This is a genomic window from Stenotrophomonas sp. T8, assembly GCF_051853085.1.
Lineage (GTDB): Bacteria > Pseudomonadota > Gammaproteobacteria > Xanthomonadales > Xanthomonadaceae > Stenotrophomonas > Stenotrophomonas sepilia.
Map to the genome: position 1 here is coordinate 1,349,368 of NZ_CP195329.1, position 13,708 is coordinate 1,363,075.

Annotated in this window: 15 protein-coding genes and 1 tRNA gene; 9 read left to right on the forward strand and 7 right to left on the reverse strand. The window is 67.0% G+C overall.

The features are described from left to right. Nucleotides 1–61 precede the first annotated feature (61 nt). From ACSDHM_RS06410 to ACSDHM_RS06430, 5 genes are all read right to left on the reverse strand, one after another. The gene (locus tag ACSDHM_RS06410) at nucleotides 62–730 is read right to left on the reverse strand and encodes a YoaK family protein (RefSeq protein ID WP_053500054.1); all 669 of its coding nucleotides are present in this window, start codon (nucleotides 728–730) and stop codon (nucleotides 62–64) included. Between the two features lie 12 nt (nucleotides 731–742). Next, the gene (locus ACSDHM_RS06415) at nucleotides 743–1,249 is read right to left on the reverse strand and encodes a hypothetical protein (RefSeq protein WP_439426769.1); all 507 of its coding nucleotides are present in this window, start codon (nucleotides 1,247–1,249) and stop codon (nucleotides 743–745) included. Further along, nucleotides 1,246–2,646: a PhoH family protein gene (locus ACSDHM_RS06420; protein ID WP_005409049.1), complete on the reverse strand. Its 1,401-nt coding sequence runs from the start codon at nucleotides 2,644–2,646 to the stop codon at nucleotides 1,246–1,248. The genes ACSDHM_RS06415 and ACSDHM_RS06420 overlap by 4 nt, the downstream gene beginning before the upstream one ends. A gap of 84 nt (nucleotides 2,647–2,730) precedes the next feature. Then, on the reverse strand, nucleotides 2,731–3,210 hold the full coding sequence (locus tag ACSDHM_RS06425) for a peroxiredoxin (RefSeq protein ID WP_049411307.1): 480 nt from the start codon (nucleotides 3,208–3,210) through the stop codon (nucleotides 2,731–2,733). 79 nt (nucleotides 3,211–3,289) lie between these two features. Next, entirely contained in the window at nucleotides 3,290–3,850 is a 561-nt protein-coding gene (locus tag ACSDHM_RS06430; RefSeq protein WP_005409051.1) for a glycine cleavage system protein R, read from the reverse strand. A gap of 164 nt (nucleotides 3,851–4,014) precedes the next feature. Between ACSDHM_RS06430 and dapA the strand changes: the two genes are divergently transcribed. Both dapA and ACSDHM_RS06440 read left to right on the forward strand, forming a co-directional pair. Beyond that, the gene (gene dapA, locus ACSDHM_RS06435; RefSeq protein WP_061480294.1) at nucleotides 4,015–4,908 is read left to right on the forward strand and encodes a 4-hydroxy-tetrahydrodipicolinate synthase; all 894 of its coding nucleotides are present in this window, start codon (nucleotides 4,015–4,017) and stop codon (nucleotides 4,906–4,908) included. A 32-nt stretch (nucleotides 4,909–4,940) separates the two neighbouring features. Next, nucleotides 4,941–5,456, forward strand: coding sequence for a hypothetical protein (locus ACSDHM_RS06440; protein WP_005416115.1), 516 nt, complete (start codon nucleotides 4,941–4,943; stop codon nucleotides 5,454–5,456). Nucleotides 5,457–5,654: 198 nt separating this feature from the next. Here ACSDHM_RS06440 and fdxA read toward each other — a convergent pair whose 3' ends face one another. Beyond that, entirely contained in the window at nucleotides 5,655–5,978 is a 324-nt protein-coding gene (gene fdxA, locus ACSDHM_RS06445; protein WP_005409054.1) for a ferredoxin FdxA, read from the reverse strand. Nucleotides 5,979–6,172: 194 nt separating this feature from the next. Between fdxA and ACSDHM_RS06450 the strand changes: the two genes are divergently transcribed. Then, nucleotides 6,173–7,597 (forward strand): sugar porter family MFS transporter, encoded by a 1,425-nt coding sequence (locus ACSDHM_RS06450; RefSeq protein ID WP_188241249.1) that lies wholly within the window; start codon nucleotides 6,173–6,175, stop codon nucleotides 7,595–7,597. 350 nt (nucleotides 7,598–7,947) lie between these two features. Here ACSDHM_RS06450 and ACSDHM_RS06455 read toward each other — a convergent pair. Continuing rightward, a tRNA-Glu gene (locus ACSDHM_RS06455) sits at nucleotides 7,948–8,022 on the reverse strand. A gap of 52 nt (nucleotides 8,023–8,074) precedes the next feature. Here ACSDHM_RS06455 and pcnB point away from each other — a divergent pair. The 6 genes from pcnB (at nucleotide 8,075) to pgi (ending at nucleotide 13,676) form a co-directional block, all read left to right on the forward strand. Continuing rightward, nucleotides 8,075–9,448 (forward strand): polynucleotide adenylyltransferase PcnB, encoded by a 1,374-nt coding sequence (gene pcnB / locus ACSDHM_RS06460; protein ID WP_049411322.1) that lies wholly within the window; start codon nucleotides 8,075–8,077, stop codon nucleotides 9,446–9,448. 3 nt (nucleotides 9,449–9,451) lie between these two features. After that, nucleotides 9,452–9,937, forward strand: coding sequence for a 2-amino-4-hydroxy-6-hydroxymethyldihydropteridine diphosphokinase (gene folK, locus ACSDHM_RS06465; RefSeq protein ID WP_072168338.1), 486 nt, complete (start codon nucleotides 9,452–9,454; stop codon nucleotides 9,935–9,937). Nucleotides 9,938–9,971: 34 nt separating this feature from the next. Further along, nucleotides 9,972–10,787, forward strand: a complete 816-nt coding sequence (gene panB / locus ACSDHM_RS06470; protein WP_014646749.1) for a 3-methyl-2-oxobutanoate hydroxymethyltransferase — start codon at nucleotides 9,972–9,974, stop codon at nucleotides 10,785–10,787. Then, on the forward strand, nucleotides 10,784–11,623 hold the full coding sequence (panC, locus tag ACSDHM_RS06475) for a pantoate--beta-alanine ligase (RefSeq protein WP_061480289.1): 840 nt from the start codon (nucleotides 10,784–10,786) through the stop codon (nucleotides 11,621–11,623). Before panB ends, panC begins: the two co-directional genes overlap by 4 nt. A 161-nt stretch (nucleotides 11,624–11,784) precedes the next feature. Continuing rightward, nucleotides 11,785–12,165, forward strand: a complete 381-nt coding sequence (gene panD / locus ACSDHM_RS06480; protein WP_006432456.1) for an aspartate 1-decarboxylase — start codon at nucleotides 11,785–11,787, stop codon at nucleotides 12,163–12,165. Further along, the gene (pgi, locus tag ACSDHM_RS06485; protein WP_072168337.1) at nucleotides 12,162–13,676 is read left to right on the forward strand and encodes a glucose-6-phosphate isomerase; all 1,515 of its coding nucleotides are present in this window, start codon (nucleotides 12,162–12,164) and stop codon (nucleotides 13,674–13,676) included. The genes panD and pgi overlap by 4 nt, the downstream gene beginning before the upstream one ends. The last annotated feature ends 32 nt before the right edge of the window (nucleotides 13,677–13,708 follow it).

Here is a 13,708-nt window from a genome sequence, read left to right on the forward strand (position 1 = left end):
GTCAGGCGGGGTCAGATCCCTTTTCAGCAGGAAAAGGGATCTGGCCCCCGCAGCGCGGCCCTCAATGCCGCCAACGCGCCCACTGCTGGTACACCACATAGCCCAGGCCGGTCAGGCCGGTGAGCAGGGCGGGAGCAAGCAGGGCGTCGTACTGCCAGCGCGCGAACAGCCAGGCGCCGATCACGCCGCCGGCGAGGAAGCCACTGATGATCAGGCCGCTGAGGGTCAGTCGTCGTACCTGCAACGGCAGCCCGCGCAGCAGGTGGCCCAGGCCGATGCCGAGATCGGTGAACATGCCGCTGAGATGGGTGGTGCGTACCACCGCGCCGCTGAAGGTCGTAGCCATTGCATTCTGCAGGCCGCAGGCCATGGCGGCGGCCAGTGCGCCCCAGATCTGGTGCTCTTCAAACAGCGGAATGGCCACCAGCAAAAGAGCCGATTCCAGCGCCAGTGCCACGCCGTAGCGCCGGCCCAGCTGCAGGGTGCTGTCCTGGATCAGCAGGCCGCTGAGCATCGCGCCCAGCGAGAACGCGATCAGCAGGCCCCACAGGTGGCCGACCGCGCGCCAGTCGCCCTGGGCCAATGCCATGCCGAGCTGGCTGGTGCTGCCGGTCATGTGGCTGACCGCCTGATGCTCGAACCCGAGGAAGCCGACCACGTTGACCATGCCGGCCACGCACGAGAGTGCGACCGCGCCGATCCAGACCCAGGTGGGCAGGCGTATTCCCATCGGCGAGGCCCCTCAGGGCCCGCCGAAGCCGCCGTTGAACTGCAGCTCGCTGAAGGTGTTGCTGGCCGGGTCGAACACGGCGCCCCAGAACTGTGCGCCGCCATCGCAGACGCGGATCGCTTCGCGGGCCGGATTGACGCCGCTGTCGTCAGGCAGGTGGAAGGCGTTGATGTAGATCAGCCGCTTGCCGGCGCTTTCGATGCCGACGTACTGGCGGTCGAAGCCCAGCACCTTCGGGACCTGCGCTTCCAGCGACGACAGCTTCGCCTCCAGCTGGTCGACCTGCTGCCGGCTGGGCGCCCAGTAGCCCGACACCCGCCCGGCCTCGCGGCCGGGGCTGGGGCGCGAGCAGGTGTCGAGCACCTGCGCGGCGATGATCGGGCGGGTGACCACCCAGGACTGGCCGGTGCGCTCGGCGGTGGGCACGCTGGCCGGGCCGCGCGTGGTCGTACAGGCACCGAGCACGGCGGCGAGGGTGATCGCAGCCGTGGGCAACAACAGGCGCGTGCAGCGGTTCACAACACCTCCGAAGCGTAATCGGCCAGGCGCGAACGCTCGCCACGGCGCAGGGTGATGTGCGCACTATGCGGCCAGTTCTTGAAGCGGTCCACCGCGTAGGTCAGGCCCGAGGTGGTCTCGGTCAGGTACGGGGTGTCGATCTGCTCGACGTTGCCCAGGCACACGATCTTGGTGCCGGGGCCGGCGCGGGTGATCAGCGTCTTCATCTGCTTGGGGGTGAGGTTCTGCGCCTCGTCCAGGATCAGGTAGCGCGACAGGAAGGTGCGGCCGCGCATGAAGTTCATCGAGCGGATCTTGATGCGGCTGGCCAGCAGGTCGTTGGTGGCCTGGCGGCCCCATGTGCCGCCTTCCTGGTTGTGCGTGAGCACTTCCAGGTTGTCGGTCAACGCGCCCATCCACGGCGTCATCTTCTCTTCCTCGGTACCGGGCAGGAAGCCGATGTCTTCGCCGACGCTGACCGTGGCGCGGGTCATGATGATCTCGCGGTAGCGCTGCTGGTCCATTGTCTGCGCCAGGCCGGCGGCCAGTGCCAGCAGGGTCTTGCCGGTGCCGGCGGTGCCCAGCAGCGTGACAAAGTCGATCTCCGGGTCCATCAGTGCGTTGAGCGCGAAGTTCTGCTCGCGGTTGCGTGCGCTGATGCCCCACACGGCGTGGCTGCCGTGGCGGAAATCATCGACCAGCGACAGCACCACCTTGCCATCGCCGACCACGCGGCTGACGCGCAGTTCGACTTCATCCTCGCCCGGCAGGTAGACGTACTGGTTCGGATACCACTCCTCGCCGTCCTGCGCCTGGATTTCGTAATGCGAGCGGCCCTTGTCGCTCCAGCTGCGCAGGTCGTCGCCGTGGCGTTTCCAGAAGTCTTCCGGCAGCTCGGTAGCGCCGGTGTAGAGCAGGCTGAAATCGTCCAGCGCGCGATCGTTCTCGTAGTCCTCGGACACGATGCCGGCGATGGCGGCCTTGATCCGCAGGTTGATGTCCTTGGAGACGAACACCACCGGCAGGTCGGGGGTTTCTTCCTTCAGGGCCAGGATCGCGCCGAGGATGGCATTGTCCGGAATGACCTTGCCAAAGCTCTTGCCCGCGTCGAAATGGCTGGTCTGGAAGCGCAGTTTGCCGGCGCTCTGCTTGCCGCGCAGCTGCAGGCCGTTGGGGCGCTGCAGCGGAATGCCGTCGGCCAGGTTGTCCAGGCCCGATTCCTGCACCAGCTCGTTGAGGAAGCGGCTCACCTGGCGGGCGTTGCGGCTCGCTTCGGAGGTGCCCTTCTTGCCGTTGTCCAGCTCCTCGATCACCTGCATGGGCAGGTAGATGTCGTGCTCCTCGAATTTGAACAGCGCGGTCGGATCGTGCATCAGCACGTTGGTATCCAGCACGTAGATGCGCTTGCCTCGGGTCATCGTCGATTCCTGGTTACGGACAGGGAAAAACCACCACGGCCTGCTGCGGGGCAGGGTGATGGCAGACACAGTAGGCAGTGGGACTCACTTGGACTGGGAGGCCTTCAGTTCGGCGAGAACGGCATCGGCATGGCCGGCAACCTTGACCTTGCGCCAGGACTGCACGATGCGGCTGTCGGGGGAAATCAGGAAGGTACTGCGTTCGATGCCACGTACCTGCTTGCCGTACATGTTCTTCATCCTGATCACGTCGAAGGCGCTGCACAGCGCTTCGTCGCCATCGCTGACCAGCGGGAAGTTGAAGCCCTGCTTGGCACAGAAGTTGTCGTGCGACTTCACCGAGTCGCGCGAGACGCCCAGCACGACGGCGCCGGCTTTCCTGAACTTCGGCAGCAGGGCGTTGAAGTCGATGCCTTCGGTGGTGCAGCCCGGGGTGCTGTCCTTGGGATAGAAGTACAGCACCAGCCATTGGCCGGCATAGTCGCCGAGGGTGGCCTGGTCGCCGCCGGACAGGGCCAGTGGCAGGGAGAGGGTGGTGCTGTCCAGGGTGTCGCCGTTGTTCATGAGGTCCTTCTGTCGAGCCTGGGTTCTTGCCATTACAGCTACATGAAACGCCACGCGCCCGTGAGAGACGCGCGAAGAATCAGAACTTCATCGGATCCATGATCGCGTCCAGGTTCAGGTGATCGCAGAACTCGAGGAAATCGTCGCGCAGCGCGGCGATGTGCATGTTGGCCGGCACGCCGATGGTGACCTGTGCGCTGAACATTTCCGCGCCGGTCTGCATGGCGCGGTAGCGCGTGCTCTGCAGGTTCTCGATGGTGATGCCCTGGCGGTCGAAGAAGTCGGCCAGCTGGAACAGGATGCCCGGCTTGTCGGCGGCGATCACTTCGACGATGTACGGCAGCAGGTTGGACTGCGCCTGCTTGGCGGCGGTGCGGTACCAGACCAGCTTCAGGCCTTCCTCGCGCTCCAGCCGGGTCAGCATCGCCTCAAGCTTGGCCACCGAGTCCCAGGAGCCGGTGGCCAGGGCGGTGACCGAGACATCGCGGCCGACCGTGGCCAGGCGTGCATCCACCAGATTGCAGCCGCTGTCGGCGATGCGGCGGGTGACGGACAGCAGGGGGGACTCCGGATGCGTCGTATAGGCGTTGATCAGGAGGTGGTTTTCGCTCGGCGCGGGGCGCGGGGTGGTGTCGGTCAAGGCGATTCCGGGTAATGCATGCGTTAGTCTGAATGCCCGCCAGAGGCGGGGATCCACCGGTGTCCAGCATACTTGCCCGTGCTTTCGCGCCGCAAGTAACATTCAAGTCGCCCCCGGCCTTTCGTGGCGGGCGTTTTCCCTTCCCAGCCAAGAGCAGCACGTCCTTGTCCCTTTCCGGCCTCATCACCGCGCTGGCGACCCCGTTCCGGGCCGACGGCGCCCTCGATCCCGACGGTTGGCAGCGCCTGCTGCACCTGCAACTGGAAGGTGGCGTCCATGGCGTTGTCGTAGCCGGCTCTACCGGCGAAGCGGCAACCCTCACCGACGCCGAGTACGACCTGCTGCTGGCCAGCGCGGTCGAGCGCATCGGCGGTCGCATTCCGGTCATGGCCGGTACCGGCCTTTCGGGCACTGCCAAGACCATCGAACAGACCCGTCGTGCCGCCGCCCTCGGCGCCAGCCACGCGCTGGTGGTCACGCCGCCGTACGTGCGCCCCACCCAGGCCGGCCTGATCGCGCACTACCGTGCGGTGGCCGACCAGGGCGGGCTGCCGGTCGTGCTGTACAACGTGCCCGGCCGTACCGGTTGCGACATGCAGCCTGAGACTGTGGCCGAGCTGGCCAGCCACCCCAACATCGTCGGCATCAAGGAGGCGGTGGGCGACACCGGCCGGGTGCAGGCGCTGCTCGCTCTGCGCAGCCCACAGTTCGCCGTGCTCAGCGGGGACGACGGTACGGCCGCGCGTTCGATCCAGGCCGGTATCGACGGCCTGATCTCAGTGGGTTCCAACGTGCTTCCCGGTGCCTACCGCCGGATGTGCGAGCTGGCCGCCGCACACGACCACGAAGCCACCGCGTCGTGGGATGCGCGCCTGCATCCCTTCCATGATTTCTGCGGCGTCGAACCGAACCCGATCCCGGTCAAGGCGCTGCTGCGCCGCATCGGCATCGGTCACGACCTGCGCCTGCCACTGCTGCCGTTGTCGGCAGCGCATCATCCGGCTGCCGACCATCTTGCCGGCGACATCGCCGCCCTCGAAGCCCTTTCCAGCCACTGACCTTCCGTCTTGGTCTGACCCAGGAGATTCACATGCGTCAATCCGTTTCCACCGTCCGCGTGCTGTCCTATGCCCTGCTTGCTGTGGCGGTCGCTGCCGGCACCACCGGCTGCTTCAAGCGCGGCGCCAAGGGCGACTACGCCCTGGCCCCGGAAATGCGTCCGCTGGAAGTGCCGCCGGACCTGAACCTGCCCAATGCCACCACCGACAACAAGGTGCCGACGTTGGCCTCGGCCACCAAGCCGGCGGCGCCGGTTGCTGCGGCTCCGGCAGCCGGCAGCACCGGTTTCACCATTGCCGGTGGCAAGGATGAAGCCTTCGCCAAGGTCGGTACCGCGCTGGAAGGCGTGGAGGGCGTGACCATCGCCAGCCGCGCGCAGTTGCTGGGTTCGTACGACGTGGCCTACGAGGGCAGCAACTTCCTGGTCCGCGTAGTGGCCGTCGATGCCGGCGCCTACATCTCCGCGGTTGACCCGCGTGGCCTGCCGGCCACCGCCGAAGCGCCGGTGAAGCTGATCGCCGCGCTGAAGGCGAAGCTCGCCCAGTAAGGGCTGGTCGGGTGGCTGCGGGCCTTGGTCCGCACCCGCTCTGGTAGCGGCCGACCTTGGTCGGCGCTTTTGTGCCAACCAAGGTTGGCACCTACCAGGTCGCGCGGTTGGCACCGGCCGGAGCGCACGGTTGGGGTCTGCCGAAGAACAGAAAAGGGCGCCCATTGGCGCCCTTTTCGTTACCGCCGTGGGCGCTTCTCAGCGCTCCAGCAGCTTCAGCTTGTCCGGCTTGCCATCCCATTCGCCGGCGTCGGCGGGCGGGTCCTTGCGCACGGTCAGCACCGGCCACTCCTTCGCCAGCTCGGCGTTGAGGGCAACGAAGCCTTCCTGTCCGGCAGGAACGTCGTCCTCCGGGAAGATCGCATTGACCGGGCACTCCGGCTCGCAGAGGGTGCAGTCGATGCACTCATCCGGGTCGATCACCAGGAAGTTCGGGCCTTCGTGGAAGCAATCCACGGGGCACACTTCCACGCAATCGGTGTGTTTGCACTTGATGCAGTTTTCGGTGACGACAAAGGGCATGGGCTTGGGGGTGGATCGATTCCTGAACCCGCCAATTCTAGAACAGGTTGGCCCCCGGTGTCGGCGCGGGGCGGAAAACGGGCGTCTGGCAGGCGCGACCGTGGGAGTCATTGGCGGCACGGCGGGGGCTGTGCGACGCTGCGGGGCACTCGGTCGCCCACCGTGGCCGGACTCCCTTCCCAGCAGGATCGTCCATGTCCCAAACCCAGCCCAGCACCGCGCCGCATGGCGGTGAGAACACTGCATTCATCGTCCTGATCAGCTGCGTGGCCACCCTTGGTGGATTCCTGTTCGGTTTCGACAGTGGTGTCATCAATGGCACGGTCGATGGCCTCCGCCAGGCCTTCAACTCCAGTGAGGCGGCGCTCGGTTTCGAAGTCGCCTCGATGCTGCTGGGCTGTGCGATCGGCGCCTTCCTGGCCGGGTGGCTGGGTGATCGCCTGGGGCGCCGCGGTGTCCTGATCGTGTCCGCGCTGATGTTCCTTGTCTCGGCGCTCGGTGCCGGCGCGGCCCACGCGTCCTGGCTGTTCATCGCCGCCCGCGTGCTGGGCGGTTTCGCGGTGGGCGCGGCCAGCGTGATGTCACCGGCCTACATCGCCGAAGTCGCCTCGGCGCGTTACCGCGGCCGGCTGGCCACGGTGCAGCAGATGGCGATCATCTGCGGTTTGTTTGCGGCCTTCCTCAGCAATTACCTGCTGGCGCGTGCCGCCGGCGCCTCGACCGCGCCCCTGTGGCTGGGCCATGAGGCCTGGCGCTGGATGTTCTGGATGCAGGCGCTGCCCTCGGGGCTGTTCCTGCTGTTGTTGCTGGTGATCCCGGAAAGCCCGCGCTTCCTGGTGTTGAAGGGGCGGCAGGGGCAGGCGAGGGCGGTGTTGACGCGGCTGTACGGCGAGGCCGCGGCCACCGCCAAGCAGGCCGAGATCGAAGCCAGCCTTGCCCAGGACCAGCACAAGCCGCGCTTCGGCGACCTGCGCAACAAGACCACCGGCAAGCTGCGCCCAATTCTCTGGGTGGGTATCGGCCTGGCCATCTTCCAGCAGCTGGTCGGCATCAACGTGGTGTTCTACTACGGCGCGGTGCTGTGGCAGGCGGTGGGTTTCTCGGAAAGCGACGCGCTGCTGATCAACGTGTTGTCCGGCGCGCTGAGCATCGGTGCCTGCCTGCTGACGGTACTGCTGATCGACCGCATCGGGCGCAGGCCGCTGCTGTGGATCGGTTCGGTCGGCATGTCGGTGGCGCTGGTGCTGATGGTGGTGGCGTTTGCCAGCGGCAGCCTTGCCGATGGGCGCCTGCAGCTGTCCGATGGCATGGGGCGGCTGGCGCTGGTTGCAGCCAACGTCTACGTGGTGTTCTTCAACATGTCCTGGGGCCCGGTGATGTGGGTGATGCTGGGCGAGATGTTCCCCAACCAGATCCGCGGCCCGGCGCTGGCGGTGGCGGGTGCGGCGCAATGGACCTCGAACTTCGCGATCACCGTGACGTTCCCGATGCTGCTGGCCGGCATCGGCCTGGCCGGCGCCTATGGCATCTACGCCGTCGCGGCGATCCTCTCGATCGTCTTCGTGGTCCGCTACGTGCGCGAGACCAAGGGCAAGGAGCTGGAGCAGATGGAAGGCTGACGGCCGGCCTGTGTTTCAGCGCCTGCTTTCTTCATGGGGAGGCGGCAGGCCAGCCGATCCAAGACAGTACGTCGGGATTGAATTGGCTGCGGATGAGCGAGGCTGTTCGTGCCGCATTCGCGGGAAACTGTCAGGAGGGGGCGGGCCACCCTGGCCTGGACCGTTGGCGCCATGGATGGCGCCATCGAGCACCATGGATGGGCTTTTGCGTGTCCAGGCCAGGGTGGCCCGCCCCCTCCCACGCAGGAACAGAGAGGCGCACAAGCGGCCAATCCGACCGCAATCACTGCAACCCCGGAAAACAGAAAAGCCCGCACAAGGCGGGCTTTTTCGGTTCCTGCTGCGGCGACTGGCGCTCCCTAGGGGACTCGAACCCCTGTTTTAGCCTTGAGAGGGCCACGTCCTAACCACTAGACGAAGGGAGCGTAACTGTGTCGCTGCCGAGGCAGGAGCGCTAGTATATGCACCTCGATGCCATTGGGCAATCCCGAAACTTCAACCGGAAGCGCCAACATCATTTCCCCTGCTACATCACCGTTCAGCCTGCGCGTCATCCCGCGCGACCAGCACACGATCTCCCGCAAGGACATCAGCCCGAACGCCCTGCGCGTGCTTTATCGCCTGCGCGATGCCGGCTTCGGCGCCTACCTTGTCGGCGGCGCGGTGCGCGACCTGCTGGTCAATGGCCAACCCAAGGATTTCGACGTGGCCACCGATGCCACGCCCGAACAGGTCAAGCAGCTGTTCCGCAACTGCCGCCTGATCGGTCGTCGGTTCCGCCTCGCCCACGTAGTGTTCGGCCGCGAAATCATCGAAGTCGCCACCTTCCGTGCCAACAGCGATGACGGCAGCGGCGACCGCGAGATGGAAAACGGCATGCTCGTGCGCGACAACGTGTACGGCACCATCGAAGACGACGCGGTCCGCCGAGACTTCACCTGCAACGCCCTGTACTACGCCATCGAGGACTTCTCGGTGCGCGACTACACCGGCGGCTTCGAAGACGTCCAGGCGCGCCTGATGAAGCTGATCGGCGATCCCGAGCAGCGTTATCGGGAAGACCCGGTGCGCATGCTGCGTGCGGTGCGCCTGGCGGCCAAGCTCGGCTTCCAGATCGAAGAGGGGACCGCTGCGCCCATCCCGCACCTGGCCGGCCTGCTCAATGAAGCCGCGCCGGCGCGCCTGTTCGAGGAAGTGCTCAAGCTGTTCCTGTCCGGGCACGGCGTGGCCAGCTTCGAAGGCCTTGAGCGTTACGGCCTGCTCGACGTGCTGTTCCCGGAGAGCGCCAAGGCGCTGAAGTCCAACCGCACCGGCGCGCTGCGCCGCATGCTGGTCGAAGGCCTGGCCAACACCGATGCCCGCGTGGCCAACGACGAGCCGGTCTCGCCGGCGTTCCTGTTCGCGTTGCTGCTGTGGCCGGCGTTCTGCCGCGCACAGGCGACCCTGCTCAAGCAGGGGGTGGCACCGGAAGAGGCGCAGCGCCGCGCCGCCGACCGGGTCACCGTGCAGCAGCTCAGCACCATCGCGCTGCCGCGCCGCTTCTCGCTGCCGATGCAGGAGATCTGGCTGCTGCAGTCGCGCTTCAGCTCGCGCCAGCGCAAGCGCGTGTTCCGTACCCTGACCCACCCGCGCTTCCGCGCCGCGTTCGATTTCCTCAGCCTGCGCCAGGTCGCTTCGTCCGAGCATGCAGTGGATGTCGAGTTCTGGCGCGAAGCACAGGCGCAGTCCGGTCGCGAGCTGGAGTCGTCGCTGGATGCGATGCACAGTGAAGACGGCGATGACGAGAGCGGGGCACCGCGCAAGCGCCGCCGTCGCCGTCGACGTCCCGGTGCTGCTGCGGCGGGCGAGTAAGCGATGACCCTCGCCTGGATCGGCCTCGGCGCCAACCTTGGCGACGCGGCCGCGACCGTGGGCGCGGCGATTGCCGCGCTGGACGGCCTGCCGGGAACGCGCCTGCGACAGGCCTCGCGGCTCTATGCAACCCCGGCCTGGGGCAATGAAGACCAGCCGCCGTTCGTCAATGCCGTGGCTGCGGTCGAAACCACCTTGGCGGCCGATGAGTTGCTGCATGCCATGCTGGCGCTGGAGCGGGGCTTTGGCCGCGTGCGCGATCCGGCGGTGCACTGGGGGCCGCGCGCGCTGGACCTGGACCTGCTGCTGTATGGCACGCAGGTCCTCGATCAGCCCGGTCTGCAGGTACCCCATCCCTACCTGCACGAGCGCGCCTTCGTGTTGGTGCCGCTGGCCGAAATCGCGCCTGATCTGGCCATTCCCGGTCATGGCAGCGTGCGGGATGCAGTGGTGCGGGTGGATGCCTGCGGGATTGCGCCGATAGGGTGATAATGACCGGGTTATCTCCCCCGGTTATCAGCACATGAGCACCCACGCAGACAGCAAGCCCTGGACCGTTCCCGCCCTGGCCGAGGCCAAGCGCAATGGCCAGAAGCTGGTCATGTTGACCGCCTACGACGCCGGCTTCGCCCGCACCTTCGATGCCAACGGCGTCGATCTGATCCTGATCGGCGATTCGCTGGGCATGGTCGTGCAGGGTCATGATTCGACCCTGCCGGTGACCGTGGCCGACATGGTCTACCACACCCGCGCCGTGGCCCGCGTGCTGCAGCGTGCGCTGCTGGTGGCCGACCTGCCGTTCGGCGCCGATGCCACCCCGGAACGCGCGCTGGATGCCTCGCTGCAGCTGCTGCAGGCCGGTGCCGAGATGGTCAAGATCGAAGGTGCCGGCTTCAAGGTCGACATCATCCGCTACCTGGTCGAGCGCGAGATTCCGGTCTGCGCGCACCTGGGCCTGACCCCGCAATCGGTGCTGCGCCTGGGCGGCTTCAAGATCCAGGGCCGCGGCGATGCTGCGCGCCAGCTGGTGGAGGATGCCAGGGCCGTGGCCGCCGCAGGCGCCAGCATCATGGTGCTTGAATGCGTGCCGACCCCCGTCGCCGCCGAAGTGACCGCTGCGGTGGATGTGCCGACCATCGGTATAGGTGCTGGCCCGCAGTGCGATGGCCAGGTGCTGGTGCTGCACGATTTCCTCGGCCTGGACAGTGGCCATCGCCGTCCCAAGTTCGTCAAGGATTTCCTTGCCGAAGGCGGCTCGGTGGCCGGTGCCACCCGCGCATTTGCCGACGCCGTGCGCGACGGCAGCTTCCCCGACGAACAGCACGCGTACGCCCAATGATCCAGACCTTCAACGAGCTCGGCGCGCTGCGCGGGCAGATCGCCCAGTGGAAGCGCGAGGGCCTGCGCGTGGCGCTGGTGCCGACCATGGGCAACCTGCATGGGGGCCACCATTCGCTGGTGGCGCTGGCCCGCCAGTACGCCGACAAGGTGGTGGCGAGCATCTTCGTCAACCCGACCCAGTTCGGGCCGAACGAGGACTTCAGCCGCTACCCGCGCACGCCCGAGGCCGACGTGGCCGGGCTGGAGCAGGCTGGCTGTGATGCGGTGTGGCTGCCCAGCGTCGAGGCGATGTACCCGCTGGGCGTGGACAAGACCACGCGCATGCACGCGCCGGGCGTGAGTGAAGTGCTGGAAGGTGCCAGCCGTCCGGGGCACTTCGATGGCGTCTGCACGGTGGTGGCACGCCTGTTCCTGCAGGTGCAGCCGGACGTGGCCGTGTTCGGTCGCAAGGACTACCAGCAGTTGGCCGTGATCAAGCAGATGGTGGCCGAGCTGTCGTTCCCGGTCCAGATCGTCGGCGCCGAGATCGTGCGCGACGAGGATGGCCTGGCCAAGAGCTCGCGCAACCAGTACCTGAGCGCTGAACAGCGTCCGGTCGCGACCACCATCCACCGGACCCTGCTGGGCATGCGCGAAGGCTACGTGGCCGGGCAGGCTCGTGAACGCATCGAGGCCGAGGCCACTGCCGCATTGCAGGCGGCCGGTTTCCAGGTTGACTACGCGGTGCTGCGCACTCCGGAGCTGGCCGAGCCGACCTTCGACGGCGGCGGCCGGGTGGCGCTGATCGCCGCACGGCTGGGTACCACCCGGCTGATCGACAACCTGGAGTTCTGAGTTCCGGCGGTGCCGCGCGATGCATGGGGTCAGATCCCTTTCCCAGGGAAAAGGGATCCGACCCCGGTTTCACCGCCTACCTGAACAGGTTGCCGGCCGTAATGCCCGGCGCTGTGCGGGTGCTAGAATCCGCTCTTTCCTTTGCCGTTGCAGCGCCCCCCATGCACCTGTCCCTGCTCAAGACCAAGATCCACCGCGCCACCGTCACCCATTCCGAGCTGAACTACGAAGGCTCGATCGCCATCGATGACAACCTGCTGGCTGCCACTGGCATCCGCGAGTTCGAACAGGTGCACATCTGGGACGTGACCAACGGTGCGCGCTTCTCGACCTATGCCATCCGCGCCGAAGCCGGCAGCGGCGTTGTCTCGCTCAACGGTGGCGCCGCGCGCCACGTGCAGGTCGGTGACATCATCATCATCGCCGCGTTCGCCAGCATGACCGAGCAGGAAGCTGACAGCTTCAAGCCGAAGCTGGTGTACGTTGATGGCAACAACCAGATCACCCACACCAACGACACGATCCCGACCCAGGCCGCATGACAACGAACAACGGATTCGACTCGCTGCATTCCCACGCCCAGCGCCTGAAGGGCGCAAGCATTCCCAGCCTGCTCGCCGCCGAACCCGGCCGCGTGCAGGACCTGGCGCTGCGGGTCGGTCCGTTGTACGTCAACTTCGCCCGTCAGAAGTACGATGCCGCGGCGCTGCAGGCGTTGCTGGCGCTGGCTGCCGAGCGTGATGTCGGCGGCGCCATCACCCGCCTGTTCCGCGGCGAGCAGGTCAATCTGACCGAAGGCCGCGCCGCGCTGCATACCGCGCTGCGTGGCGACGTGGTCGATGCGCCGGTGGCGGCCGAGGCCTATGCCACCGCGCGCGGCATCCGCCAGCGCATGGGCGTGCTGGTGCGCGCGCTGGAAGACAGCGGCGTGACCGATGTGGTCAGTGTCGGCATCGGGGGATCCGACCTCGGGCCGCGCCTGGTCGCCGATGCGCTGCGCCCGGTCAGCGGTGCGCGCCTGCGCGTGCATTTCGTGTCGAACGTGGACGGCGCCGCCATGCAGCGCACGCTGGCCACGCTGGATCCGGCGAAGACCGCCGGCATCCTGATCTCCAAGACCTTCGGTACCCAGGAAACCCTGCTCAACGGCCAGATCCTGCACGACTGGCTGGGTGGCAGCGAGCGCCTGTATGCGGTCAGCGCCAATCCGGAGCGCGCCGCCAAGGCCTTCGCGATCGCCGCCGATCGCGTGCTGCCGATGTGGGACTGGGTCGGTGGCCGTTATTCGCTGTGGTCGGCGGTGGGTTTCCCGATCGCGCTGGCAATCGGCTTCGAACGTTTTGAACAGCTGCTGGAAGGCGCTGCGCAGATGGATGCGCATGCGCTGGATGCACCGCTGGAGCGCAACCTGCCGGTGCTGCACGGCCTCACCGACATCTGGAACCGTAACCTGCTGGGCCATGCCACGCACGCGGTGATGACCTACGACCAGCGCCTGGCGCTGCTGCCGGCTTACCTGCAGCAGCTGGTGATGGAGAGCCTGGGCAAGCGCGTGCAGCGCGACGGCCAGCCGGTCACCGTCGACACCGTGCCGGTGTGGTGGGGCGGGGCAGGGACCGACGTGCAGCACAGCTTCTTCCAGGCGCTGCACCAGGGCACCAGCATCGTTCCGGCCGACTTCATCGGCTGTGTGCACAACGATGATCCGTATACGATCAATCACCAGGCCCTGCTGGCCAACCTGCTGGCGCAGACCGAAGCGCTGGCCAATGGCCAGGGCAGCGAAGATCCGCACCGCGACTACCCGGGGGGCCGGCCGAGCACGCTGATCCTGCTCGACGCGTTGACCCCGCAGGCGCTGGGTGCACTGATCGCCATGTACGAGCACGCTGTATACGTGCAGTCGGTGATCTGGAACATCAACGCCTTCGACCAGTTCGGTGTCGAGCTGGGCAAGCAGCTGGCCAGTGGCCTGCTGCCGGCGCTGCAGGGCGAGGATGTGGCGGTTGCCGATCCGATGACCCGCGAGATCCTGGCGCAGTTGAAGGGCTGATGCCCGGGTAGTGCCGGCCGCTGGCCGGCATC

Coding starts and splice junctions, on each gene's coding strand:
- ACSDHM_RS06425 (WP_049411307.1), bottom strand. CDS start 3,210: ATGAACAACGGCGACACCCTGGACAGCACCACCCTCTCCCTGCCACTG.
- ACSDHM_RS06420 (WP_005409049.1), bottom strand. CDS start 2,646: ATGACCCGAGGCAAGCGCATCTACGTGCTGGATACCAACGTGCTGATG.
- panD (WP_006432456.1), top strand. CDS start 11,785: ATGCACCTGTCCCTGCTCAAGACCAAGATCCACCGCGCCACCGTCACC.
- ACSDHM_RS06450 (WP_188241249.1), top strand. CDS start 6,173: ATGTCCCAAACCCAGCCCAGCACCGCGCCGCATGGCGGTGAGAACACT.
- ACSDHM_RS06410 (WP_053500054.1), bottom strand. CDS start 730: ATGGGAATACGCCTGCCCACCTGGGTCTGGATCGGCGCGGTCGCACTC.
- panC (WP_061480289.1), top strand. CDS start 10,784: ATGATCCAGACCTTCAACGAGCTCGGCGCGCTGCGCGGGCAGATCGCC.
- pgi (WP_072168337.1), top strand. CDS start 12,162: ATGACAACGAACAACGGATTCGACTCGCTGCATTCCCACGCCCAGCGC.
- panB (WP_014646749.1), top strand. CDS start 9,972: ATGAGCACCCACGCAGACAGCAAGCCCTGGACCGTTCCCGCCCTGGCC.
- folK (WP_072168338.1), top strand. CDS start 9,452: ATGACCCTCGCCTGGATCGGCCTCGGCGCCAACCTTGGCGACGCGGCC.
- ACSDHM_RS06440 (WP_005416115.1), top strand. CDS start 4,941: ATGCGTCAATCCGTTTCCACCGTCCGCGTGCTGTCCTATGCCCTGCTT.
- fdxA (WP_005409054.1), bottom strand. CDS start 5,978: ATGCCCTTTGTCGTCACCGAAAACTGCATCAAGTGCAAACACACCGAT.